Origin of the sequence: Janthinobacterium kumbetense (genome assembly GCF_023703445.1) — a bacterium.
GTDB lineage: Bacteria > Pseudomonadota > Gammaproteobacteria > Burkholderiales > Burkholderiaceae_D > Janthinobacterium > Janthinobacterium kumbetense.
On the sequence record NZ_JAMQGR010000003.1, the window covers coordinates 397,017 to 408,911 of the forward strand.

Consider the following 11,895-nt stretch of genomic DNA (forward strand, 5'->3'; position numbering starts at 1 on the left):
CGCGCATGCTAAAATCGTGCGCTTGACTGTTAAGAGTGTCGGGAAAATGCCCACGGCGGCACTGCATGGCCAGCGCGTACCACTGCGGTGCACGTACTGGCCGTGCCGCCAGCCCGCCGATTTGTTCCGGCACTCTGCGACATGGAAGCCGGGCCGCGCCAGCAGCGCGCGGCGCGGCGTCCACGACGACAGCCACCCAGGATATGCAGTATTGCGTCATACATTGCGTAACAGATAAGTTAACCACAGCCTGAGATCAGTCGAACCGCCAATGGATCAATTCGCAAAAGAAACAATTCCTATTTCCCTCGAAGAAGAGATGCGCAAGAGCTACCTCGATTACGCCATGAGCGTGATCGTCGGTCGCGCCTTGCCCGATGCGCGCGATGGCTTGAAGCCAGTGCACCGCCGCGTCTTGTTCGCGATGCATGAAATGAACAACGTGTGGAACCGCCCTTACGTCAAGTGCGCCCGCGTGGTCGGCGAAACCATGGGTAAATACCATCCCCACGGCGATGCCTCGATCTACGACACGCTGGTGCGCATGGCGCAGGATTTCTCGCTGCGCTACATGCTCGTCGATGGCCAGGGCAACTTCGGTTCCGTCGACGGCGACGGCGCCGCGGCGATGCGTTACACCGAGTGCCGCCTGGACAAGATCGCCAGCGAGCTGCTGGCCGATATCGACAAGGACACCGTCGACTTCCAGCCCAACTACGATGGCAAGGAAAAGGAACCGACGGTCTTGCCGACGCGTATCCCGAACCTGCTGATCAATGGCTCGTCCGGTATCGCGGTCGGCATGGCGACGAACATTCCGCCACACAACATTACCGAAGTCATCGACGGCGCGCTGCACGTGCTGCGCAACCCCGAGTGCACGATCGATGAATTGATCGAGCTGATCCCGGCGCCGGACTTCCCGACGGCCGGCATCATCTATGGCGTGTCCGGCGTGCGCGACGGCTACCGCACGGGCCGCGGCCGCGTCGTCATGCGCGCCAAGACCCACTTCGAAGAATACGGCAAGGATGGCGGCCGCATCGCCATCATCGTCGACGAGCTGCCATTCCAGGTCAACAAGAAATCCTTGCTGGAACGCATCGCTGAAAACGTGCGCGACAAGAAGCTCGACGGCATTTCCGACATCCGCGACGAATCCGACAAGTCGGGCATGCGCGTGGTGATCGAGCTGAAACGGGGCGAAGTGCCGGAAGTGGTGCTGAACAACCTGTACAAGCAGACCCAGTTGCAAGACACCTTCGGCATGAACATGGTGGCCCTGGTCGATGGTCAGCCGAAGCTGCTGAACCTCAAGCAGATGCTGCAATGCTTCCTGTCGCACCGCCGCGAAGTGGTGACGCGTCGCACCGTGTTCGAACTGCGCAAGGCGCGCGAACGCGGTCACGTATTGGAAGGCCTGGCTGTCGCGCTGGCCAACATCGATGACTTCATCGCCATCATCAAGGCTGCGCCGACGCCGCCGATCGCCAAGGTCGAGCTGATGGCCAAGGCCTGGGATTCGTCCGTCGTGCGCGAAATGCTGGCCCGCACGGGCGACGGCTCGACGCCAGGCGGCATCGATGCCTACCGTCCGGAAAACCTGCCGAAGCACTATGGCATGCAGGGCGATGGCCTGTACAAGCTGTCGGACGACCAGGCGCAGGAAATTCTGCAAATGCGTCTGCAGCGCCTGACCGGCCTGGAACAGGACAAGATCGTCAACGAGTACAAGGACGTGATGGAACACATCGCCGACTTGCTCGACATCCTGGCCAAGCCGGAACGCGTCACCGTCATCATCACCGACGAAATGACGGCGGCGAAGAACGAATACGGCGCCGGCAACAAGGACGTGCGCCGCTCGCAGATCGAATTGAACGCTACCGACCTGGAAACGGAAGATTTGATCACGCCGCAGGACATGGTCGTGACCCTGTCGCACACCGGCTACATGAAGGCCCAGCCGATCACCGAATACCGCGCGCAGAAGCGCGGCGGCCGCGGCAAGCAGGCGATGGCGACGAAAGAGGAAGACTGGATCGACCAGCTGTTCATCGCCAACACGCACGACTACATCCTGTGCTTCTCGGATCGTGGCCGCATGTACTGGCTGAAGGTGTGGGAAGTGCCGCAAGGCTCGCGCAATTCGCGCGGCAAGCCGATCGTCAACATGTTCCCGCTGCAGGACAACGAAAAGATCACCGTGATCCTGCCGCTGTCGGGCGAGAACCGCACGTTCCCGGAAGACCATTACGTGTTCATGTCGACCAGCCTCGGTACCGTCAAGAAGACGCCGCTGAAGGACTTCAGCAATCCACGCAAGGCCGGCATCATCGCGGTCGACCTGGACGACGGCGACTTCCTGATCGGCGCGGCGCTGACCGACGGCCAGCACGATGTGATGCTGTTCTCCGATTCGGGCAAGGCTGTGCGCTTCGACGAAAACGACGTGCGTCCGATGGGCCGTACGGCGCGCGGCGTGCGCGGCATGAACCTGGAAGAAGGCCAGCACGTGATCGCCCTGCTGGTGGCCGAGAACGAGCAGCAGTCGGTGCTGACGGCCACGGAAAACGGCTACGGCAAGCGTACGCCGATCACCGAGTACACGCGCCATGGCCGTGGCACGAAAGGCATGATCGCCATCCAGACCAGTGAGCGCAACGGTAAAGTGGTTGCCGCGACCCTGGTCGATACCAGCGATGAAATCATGCTGATCACCACCGGTGGCGTATTGATCCGCACCCGCGTGTCGGAAATCCGCGAGATGGGCCGCGCGACGCAGGGCGTGACCCTGATCGCCGTGGAAGACGGCACCAAGCTGTCCGGCCTGCAGCGCGTGGTGGAGACGGATATCGACGAAGTCGAGCTGACGACGGAGGCGGGCCAGGAGGCTGCGGCCGCGCCGGCAGCGGCTGAACCGGCCGATCCTGTCGACCCGGCGCAGCCGGAGTAAGATGATTGGGGCTCTTTCGGGAGCCCCAATTGCTGTTGGCGTGCCGGTTGCGGCGCCAGCCTGCGTATCCCCAGATATTCCCCGCTTTTGTAAAGTCCCGCATGCCATGAGAAAAATCGTCGCCACCTTCTTCGCCGCGTTTTCGCTGGCCTTCCTTGCGACCCTGCCGGCCCTGGCCCAGAGCACGCAAGCCACGCCCGCCCGCCAGGCGGCGCCCAGCCCTGCCATGAAGGTGGCCGTGCGGCGCATGCTCGACGCGATGCAGTTCCCGCAGCTCACGCGCAACATCTTCGACCAGATGCTGCAATCGGTGCCGGCCATGATCCGCCAGTCGGCGCAGCAGCAAATCAGCAGCAACCCGAACCTGGACGAGCAGCGCAAGGCGCGCGCGCTGGCCAGCGCCGAGGAAGAAATCCCCCTGGCCATCGCCACCCTGACGCAGGTGCTGGCCGACCCGACCCTGATCGACGAACTGGCCGCCGAAATGGTGCCCCTGTACGCGCGCTTTTACACGGTGCCCGAAGTCGAGCAGCTGACGACCTTCTACAAGACGCCGCTGGGGCGCAAGATGCTGGCCACCATGCCGCAACTGTCTGCCGAATCGATGGCCATCAGCCAGCGCGTGCTGATCCCGCGCGTGAATGCGGTGCTGGACCAGGTCATGCGGGCGGCCACGCAGTCGCCCCAATAAGATTTCCATTTTGCCAAGGACCGTATCGTGACCTATATCTACAATTTTTCCGCCGGCCCCGCCGTCCTGCCCAAGGAAGTGCTGGCGCAAGCGGCTGCCGAGATGCAGGACTGGCATGGCAGCGGCATGTCGGTGATGGAAATGAGCCACCGTGGTCCCGAATTCATTTCCATCTACCAGCAGGCAGTGGCCGACCTGCGCGAGCTGCTGGCCGTGCCCGAGAACTACAAGATCCTGTTCCTGCAGGGCGGTGGCCTGGGCGAGAACGCCATCATTCCCATGAACCTGGTGGGCCTGGCAGCGCAGCAGCCGGCCACCGTAGACTTCGTGCATACGGGCTCGTGGTCCGGCAAGTCGATCCAGGAAGCGGCCAAGTACGCCAACGTCAACGTGGCCGCGTCGTCCAAGGCCGCCCGTTTCACGGGCGTGCCGCCGGTCGCCGAATGGCAGCTGACGCCGGGAGCCGCCTACCTGCACATCTGCACCAATGAAACCATCGACGGCGTGGAATTCCAGCAGGCGCCGAACGTGCCGGCAGGGACCACCATCGTGGCCGACATGTCGTCGCACATTTTGTCGCGCGTTATTGATGTATCGCAATATGGCGTCATCTTCGGCGGCGCGCAGAAAAATATCGGTCCGGCCGGCCTGACCCTGGTCATCGTGCGCGAAGACTTGCTGGGCAAGGCGCTGCCGATCTGCCCGTCGGCCTTCGACTGGAGCATCGTGGCTGAACATGAGTCGATGTACAACACGCCGCCCACCTACGGCATCTATATCGCCGGCCTGGTTTTCCAGTGGCTCAAACGCCAGGGTGGCGTTGCAGCCATGGAACAGCGTAATATTGAGAAAGCGGCGCTGCTGTACGCGGCGCTCGATGCGGACGACTTTTACCAGAACCGGGTCGCCCCAGAATACCGCTCGCGCATGACCATCCCGTTCTATCTGCGCGATGAAAGTCTGAACGACGCATTCCTGGCCGGTGCGAAACAGCGCGGCCTGCTGCAACTGAAGGGCCACAAGTCCGTCGGCGGCATGCGTGCATCGATTTATAACGCGATGCCGATCGAGGGCGTGCAAGCCCTGGTCAACTATTTGAACGAGTTTGCCGGACGCTGAGTCGCCTAGACGACCGCGCCGGCCCGCCGCCGGCGCAGGCCGCGCGGCCATGATTGAAGTACAGCTGACGAAACAAACCAACCATGACCGATAAATTGAAACCGCTGCGCGAACAGATCGATGCGATCGACGCGCAAATCCTCGAACTGCTGAACCGCCGCGCGCAAATCGCCCAACAAGTGGGCCACGTGAAGGCTGAAACGCAGGCGCCCGTGTTCCGCCCCGAGCGCGAGGCGCAGGTGCTGCGCGGCGTGGCCGAACGCAATCCCGGCCCCATGGGCGACCGCGAAGTGCAGACCATCTTCCGCGAAATCATGTCGTCCTGCCGCTCGCTGGAAAAACGGGTCACCGTGGCGTACCTTGGCCCGGCCGGCACTTTCAGCGAACAGGCCGTGTACCAGCAGTTCGGCAGCGCCGTGGAAGGCTTGCCATGCGCGTCCATCGACGAAGTATTCCGTTCCGCCGAGGCGGGAACGGCGGATTTCGGCGTGGTGCCGATCGAAAATTCCTCGGAAGGCGCCGTCAACCGTACCCTGGACATGATGCTGCAGACGAGTCTCATCATCAGCGGCGAGGTGGCGATCGCCGTGCACCACAGCCTGATGACGAAGAGCGGCAACATGGATGGCGTCACCGCCATCTGCGCCCATTCGCAGGCGCTGGCGCAGTGCCAGGTGTGGCTGAACCAGAATTACCCGCACATCGCGCGCCATGCCGTGGCCTCGAACGCCGAGGCGGCCCGCATGGCCGGCGAAGACGGCACGGTGGCGGCGATTGCCAGCGAACTGGCGGGCGCGCAGTACAAGCTGGGCGTGGTCAAGGGCCATATCCAGGACGACCCGCACAACCGCACGCGCTTTGCCGTCGTGGGCACCTTGCAGACGGCGCCGTCGGGCAAGGACCAGACTTCGCTGGTGCTGGCCGTGCCGAACAAGGCGGGCGCCGTGTACCAGCTGCTGGCGCCCCTGGCGAAACACGGCGTGTCGATGACGCGCTTCGAGTCGCGCCCGGCGCGCATGGGCAGCTGGGAGTATTATTTCTATGTCGACGTGGAGGGCCACGTGCACGACGCAGCCGTCGCCCAGGCGCTGGCCGAGTTGCAAAGCAATGCGGCGTTTTTCAAGGTGCTGGGGTCATATCCGGTCAGCCTGTGAAGTTGTAGCTATTCTTACAATCACCCACTTTTTTAAAGAACACCATGTCTAAAAATATCGGTCCAGAATACGTCCGCGCCATCGCCCCTTACCAGAGCGGCAAACCGATCGCGGAAGTCGCGCGCGAATTCGGCCTCGACGAGGCAGCCATCGTCAAGCTGGCGTCGAATGAAAACCCGTACGGCATGCCGGAATCGGCCAAGCAGGCGATGATCGCCGCCATCGATGACCTGGGCCGCTACCCGGACGCCAACGGCTTTGACTTGAAAGCCGTGCTGTCGAAGCGCTATGACGTGCCGGCCGACTGGATCACCCTGGGCAACGGCAGCAACGACATCCTGGAAATCGCTGCGCACGCGTTTGTGCAGCATGGCGAATCCGTCGTGTACTCGCAGTATTCGTTCGCCGTGTACGCGCTGGCCACGCAAGGCCTGGGCGCGCGCCACATCGTCGTCCCGGCGCAAGCCTACGGCCATGACCTGGACGCCATGGCGGCGGCGATTGCCGACGACACGCGTCTGATTTTCATCGCCAACCCGAACAACCCGACCGGCACCTTCCTGACGGCGGCGCAGCTCGAAGCCTTCCTGCAGAAAGTACCGGCGCATGTCGTCGTCGTGCTGGACGAGGCCTACAACGAATTCCTGTCGGCCGACGACCAGTACGAATCGACGGCGTGGGTGCGCCAGTATCCGAACCTGGTGGTCTCGCGCACCCTGTCGAAGGCCTACGGCCTGGCCGGCCTGCGTATCGGCTTCGCCATCGCCCAGCCGGTGCTGACGGACCTGATGAACCGCATCCGCCAGCCGTTCAACGTCAATTCGCTGGCGCAGGCGGCCGCGATTGCCGCCCTGAACGACAAGGCCTTCCTCGAGCAAAGCGCGCGCAACAACGCGGCCGGCTACCAGCAGTTTACGGAAGCGTTTGCGCAACTGGGCCTGGAATACGTGCCGTCGCACGGCAATTTCGTGCTGGTGAAGGTGGGCGACGATGATGAAGCGGGCGCGCGCGTGAACCTGGCGCTGCTGAAACAGGGCGTGATCGTGCGCCCCGTGGGCAGCTATGGCTTGCCGCAATGGCTGCGCATTTCCATCGGCCTGCCGCAGGAAAACGCCATCTTCATCGCCGCGCTGACGAAAGCGCTGGCCTGACGCCATGACGACGCCTGCACTGAAGAAGGTCGTCATTTTTGGCGTAGGCCTGATCGGCGGCTCGTTCGCGCGCGCCTTGAAACACGCGGGCGCGGTTCAAACCGTAGTCGGCATGGGCCGCTCACGCGCGTCGATGGTGCGCGCGCTCGAACTGGGTATCATCGACGAAATCGGCGGCGACATGGCGCAAGCCTTGCATGGCGCCGACCTGGTGCTGCTGGCCGCGCCCGTGGCGCAGACGGGTCCCATCCTGGCATCCATCGCGCCGCACCTGCAGCCCGGCACCATCGTCACCGATGGGGGCAGCACGAAGAGCGACGTGGTGGCGGCCGCGCGCGCGGCGCTCGGCGGCAAGGTCGGCCAGTTCGTGCCCGGCCACCCGATCGCGGGGCGCGAGACGAATGGTCCCGACGCCGCCATCATTGATCTGTATCAAGGCAAGAAAGTGGTGCTCACGCCGCTGGCGGAAAACGCCGCGGACGACGTCGAGCGCGTGGCGGCCGCCTGGCGTGCCTGCGGCGCCATCCTGCACACGTTGACGCCCGAAGAACATGACAAGGTGTTTGCCGCCGTCAGCCATCTGCCGCATTTGCTGGCCTTTGCGCTGGTCGACGACATCGCCAACAAACCGCACGCGGGCCTGCTGTTTCAATACGCGGCCAGCGGCTTTCGCGACTTTACGCGCATCGCCGGCTCATCGCCGGAAATGTGGCGCGACATCAGCCTGGCCAACCAGCCGGCGCTGCTGCACGAACTGGACGCCTACCTGGCGCAGTTGACGACCTTGCGCGCCCACCTGGCCGCGAACGACGGCGCCGCCATCGAGGGCGTGTACGCGAACGCCCAGCACGCGCGGCAGCAATGGATCGAGGCGATCGAGACGGCGGAAGCTCCCGCGCCCGCACAATAAATACTCAAGGATTCCAGCATGACCCAGACCAAGCACTACCCCCACCATATCGACTTGAAACCGGTGATGCACGCCGAGGGCACGGTGCGCTTGCCCGGCTCGAAAAGCATTTCCAACCGCGTGCTGCTGCTGGCCGCGCTGGCCAAGGGCACGACGAAGATCGTCGACCTGCTCGCTTCCGACGACACCTTCGTCATGCTGACGGCCCTGACGTCGCTGGGCGTCAAATGGACGCAGGACGAGTTGCAGGGCGACCCGGCCACCGCGCACCAGATCCACCACGTGGAAGGCTGCGGCGGCGTGTTCCCGCACCACGAGGCTGACCTCTTTATGGGCAATGCCGGTACGGCGATCCGCCCGCTGACGGCGGCGCTGGCCGTCATCGGCGGCGACTACACCTTGCATGGCGTGTCGCGCATGCACGAGCGCCCGATCGGCGACCTGGTCGACGCGCTGAACGCCGTCGGCACGCAGATCGAATACACGGGCGAGCAGGGCTTCCCGCCGCTGCGCATCCGCCGCGGCCACATCCACGCGCAGCGCATCGCCGTGCGCGGCAACGTGTCGAGCCAGTTCCTGACGGCCCTCTTGATGGTGGCGCCGTTGATGGCGCGCGATCATGCCGTCACCATCGATGTCACGGGCGAGCTGATTTCGAAGCCGTACATCGAGATCACGCTGAACCTGATGCGCCGTTTCGGCGTGACGGTCGAACATGACGGCTGGCAGTCGTTCACCGTGCAGCCGGGCCAGCAATACCAAAGCCCGGGCACCATCCACGTGGAAGGCGACGCTTCGTCGGCCTCGTATTTCCTGGCGGCTGGCGCCATCGGCGGCGGTCCCGTGCGCGTGGAAGGCGTGGGGCGCGACAGCATCCAGGGCGACGTGCGCTTCGTCGAAGCCTTGCAGCAGATGGGCGCGACCATCACGATGGGCGAGAACTGGATCGAAGCCCGTTCGAACGGCGTGCTGAAAGCCGTCGACATGGACTTTAACCACATTCCCGACGCGGCCATGACGATCGCCGTGGCCGCCCTGTACGCGGACGGCACTTCGACCTTGCGCAATATCGCCAGCTGGCGCGTAAAAGAGACGGACCGCCTGGCCGCCATGGCAACGGAGTTGCGCAAGCTGGGCGCGGAAGTGAAAGAGGGCGCGGACTACCTGCGCGTGACGCCGCCGGCGCAGATTCTTGCCGCCACCATCGACACGTATGACGACCACCGCATGGCCATGTGCTTTTCGCTGGCTTCGCTGGACGGCGCCGCGCGCCGCGGCAACGAGATGCGCATCAACGACCCGAAATGCGTGGCCAAGACCTTCCCCGAGTATTTCGCCGCCTTCGCGGGGATTGCCAAAGATACTTTGATTTAATTGATTGCCAACACTATGCCGACCTCCCACATCCCAGTCATCGCCATCGACGGCCCCACCGCTTCCGGCAAGGGCACGGTGGCGCACCGCGTGGCCGACAAGCTGGGCTTTCATTACCTGGACTCGGGCGCGCTGTACCGCCTGACGGCCTTGAGCGCGCTGCGCCGCGGCACGGACTTGCGCGACGAGCACGCGCTGGCCAAGCTGGCCGAGCACTTGCCCTGTCATTTTGCGGGCGGCGAGATCCTGCTGGCGCATGAAAATGTCACGGAGCAGATCCGTGCCGAAGAAGTGGGGAATACGGCGTCGAAAATTGCTGTTTTGCCAACTGTCCGCCATGCCTTGGTCGGTTTGCAGCTGGGCTTTCGCAAGACGCCGGGCCTGGTGGCCGACGGACGCGACATGGGCACGGTGATCTTCCCGCACGCCCCATTGAAGGTGTTCCTGACCGCCAGCGTCGAGGCGCGCGCGCAACGGCGCTACAAGCAATTGATAGACAAGGGTTTTTCTGCTAATATGGAAGACCTTCTGATGGATTTGCAGGCGCGGGACGAACGTGATACTCACCGTGCGATTGCGCCGCTGGTTCCTGCGGAAGGGGCGCATGTCCTCGATACCTCGGCCATGACGGCAGATGATGCCGTTGAAACCGTGTTGAAATGGTATGCCGCAGTTGCAAAATAAGCAGCAAAATAGCGTGTATTGATGTGTAGTGCATGCTATGTGGTGCCCGTTGACGGCTCCTGGCCTGTCCGGGTGTGTCAAAAACCTAACCCAGTTTAAGTCGCATCGTGCGATCTCTGCTGGATAACCTGTGTGAACCCTATGTCTACTGTTACAACTAACGAATCTACCGGTATGGAAAGTTTTGCTGCGCTCTTCGAGGAATCGTTGTCGCGTCAAGATATGCGCTCCGGCGAAGTTATTTCCGCTGAAGTCGTGCGCCTCGACCACAATTTCGTGATCGTGAACGCTGGCCTCAAATCCGAAGCATTCATCCCTGTCGAAGAATTCAAGAACGACCACGGCGAACTGGAAGTCAAAGTTGGTGACTTCGTTTCCGTGGCGATCGAATCGCTGGAAAACGGTTTCGGCGATACCATCCTGTCGCGCGACAAAGCCAAGCGTCTGGCTTCGTGGCTGGCTCTGGAAAAAGCGATGGAATCGGGCGAAATCGTCGTCGGTACCGTCAATGGTAAAGTCAAAGGCGGTCTGACCGTGTTGACCAACGGCATCCGCGCATTCCTGCCGGGCTCGCTGGTTGATACCCGTCCTGTCAAAGACACCACCCCATTCGAAGGCAAAACCCTCGAATTCAAAGTGATCAAGCTGGATCGCAAGCGTAACAACGTGGTTCTGTCCCGCCGCGCCGTCATCGAAGCTTCGATGGGCGAAGAGCGTCAGAAACTGATGGAAACGCTGAAAGAAGGCACGGTCGTGACCGGCGTCGTCAAAAATATCACCGACTACGGCGCGTTCGTGGATCTGGGCGGTATCGATGGCCTGCTGCACATCACCGACCTGGCATGGCGCCGTGTACGTCACCCGTCGGAAGTTCTGACGGTTGGCCAGGAAATCACCGCCAAAGTCCTGAAATACGATCAAGAGAAAAACCGTGTTTCGCTGGGCGTGAAACAACTGGGCGACGATCCTTGGACCGGTCTGTCCCGTCGTTACCCACAAAGCACCCGTCTGTTCGGTAAAGTAACGAACCTGACCGACTACGGCGCGTTCGTTGAAGTGGAACAGGGTATCGAAGGTCTGGTACACGTTTCCGAAATGGACTGGACGAACAAAAACGTTGCTCCTAACAAAGTTGTCCAACTGGGCGACGAAGTAGAAGTGATGGTTCTGGAAATCGACGAAGAGCGTCGTCGTATTTCGCTGGGCATGAAACAGTGCAAAGCCAACCCATGGGACGACTTCGGTGTTACCCATAAGAAAGGTGACAAAGTCCGCGGCGCGATCAAATCGATCACCGACTTCGGCGTGTTCATCGGCCTGGCCGGCAACATCGACGGTCTGGTGCACCTGTCCGACCTGTCCTGGACCGAAACCGGCGAAGAAGCCGTGCGTCGCTTCAAGAAAGGTGACGAACTGGAAGCCATCGTTCTGGCCATCGACGTTGAGCGCGAGCGCGTTTCCCTGGGCGTCAAGCAACTGGAAGGTGACCCATTCAACAACTTCGCAGCCATGAACGACAAAGGCTCGCTGGTAACCGGTACCGTTAAATCGGTTGAGCCTAAAGGCGCCGTGATCCAACTGTCCGAAGAAGTTGAAGGCTACCTGCGCGCTTCCGAAATCTCGCGCGACCGCGTTGAAGATGCTGGTACGCACCTGAAAGTCGGCGACACCGTCGAAGCAATGGTGTTGAACATCGACCGCAAAGCCCGTGGTATCCAACTGTCGATCAAAGCGAAAGACAACGTTGAAACCCAGGAAGCCATGCAGAAGATGGCAGCTACCGACAACAACGCAGCTTCGGGCACCACCAGCCTGGGCGCCTTGTTGAAAGCTAAGTTCGATAACAAGAACTAAGA

General features: G+C 62.2%; 9 protein-coding genes. All 9 read left to right on the forward strand.

Annotated elements, in window-relative coordinates; all coding sequences use genetic code 11:
- Nucleotides 1–271 precede the first annotated feature (271 nt).
- The 9 genes from gyrA (at nt 272) to rpsA (ending at nt 11,893) form a co-directional block, all read left to right on the forward strand.
- Complete coding sequence (gyrA, locus tag NCG91_RS12725; protein WP_251349945.1) at nt 272–2,956, forward strand: DNA gyrase subunit A; 2,685 nt, start codon at nt 272–274, stop codon at nt 2,954–2,956.
- Nucleotides 2,957–3,062: 106 nt separating this feature from the next.
- Complete coding sequence (locus NCG91_RS12730; RefSeq protein ID WP_251349946.1) at nt 3,063–3,647, forward strand: DUF2059 domain-containing protein; 585 nt, start codon at nt 3,063–3,065, stop codon at nt 3,645–3,647.
- A gap of 27 nt (nt 3,648–3,674) precedes the next feature.
- Nucleotides 3,675–4,766 carry a 3-phosphoserine/phosphohydroxythreonine transaminase gene (serC, locus tag NCG91_RS12735; RefSeq protein ID WP_251349947.1) on the forward strand — a complete coding sequence of 364 codons (1,092 nt, stop codon included), beginning with the start codon at nt 3,675–3,677 and terminating at the stop codon, nt 4,764–4,766.
- A gap of 83 nt (nt 4,767–4,849) precedes the next feature.
- Nucleotides 4,850–5,920: a prephenate dehydratase gene (gene pheA, locus NCG91_RS12740; RefSeq protein ID WP_077400751.1), complete on the forward strand. Its 1,071-nt coding sequence runs from the start codon at nt 4,850–4,852 to the stop codon at nt 5,918–5,920.
- 44 nt (nt 5,921–5,964) lie between these two features.
- Nucleotides 5,965–7,071 carry a histidinol-phosphate transaminase gene (gene hisC, locus NCG91_RS12745; protein ID WP_251349948.1) on the forward strand — a complete coding sequence of 369 codons (1,107 nt, stop codon included), beginning with the start codon at nt 5,965–5,967 and terminating at the stop codon, nt 7,069–7,071.
- A gap of 4 nt (nt 7,072–7,075) precedes the next feature.
- The gene (locus NCG91_RS12750) at nt 7,076–7,981 is read left to right on the forward strand and encodes a prephenate dehydrogenase (RefSeq protein ID WP_251349949.1); all 906 of its coding nucleotides are present in this window, start codon (nt 7,076–7,078) and stop codon (nt 7,979–7,981) included.
- Nucleotides 7,982–7,999: 18 nt separating this feature from the next.
- The gene (gene aroA, locus NCG91_RS12755; RefSeq protein ID WP_251349950.1) at nt 8,000–9,355 is read left to right on the forward strand and encodes a 3-phosphoshikimate 1-carboxyvinyltransferase; all 1,356 of its coding nucleotides are present in this window, start codon (nt 8,000–8,002) and stop codon (nt 9,353–9,355) included.
- 15 nt (nt 9,356–9,370) lie between these two features.
- Complete coding sequence (gene cmk / locus NCG91_RS12760; protein ID WP_251349951.1) at nt 9,371–10,039, forward strand: (d)CMP kinase; 669 nt, start codon at nt 9,371–9,373, stop codon at nt 10,037–10,039.
- A gap of 141 nt (nt 10,040–10,180) precedes the next feature.
- Nucleotides 10,181–11,893: a 30S ribosomal protein S1 gene (gene rpsA / locus NCG91_RS12765; RefSeq protein WP_071650172.1), complete on the forward strand. Its 1,713-nt coding sequence runs from the start codon at nt 10,181–10,183 to the stop codon at nt 11,891–11,893.
- The last annotated feature ends 2 nt before the right edge of the window (nt 11,894–11,895 follow it).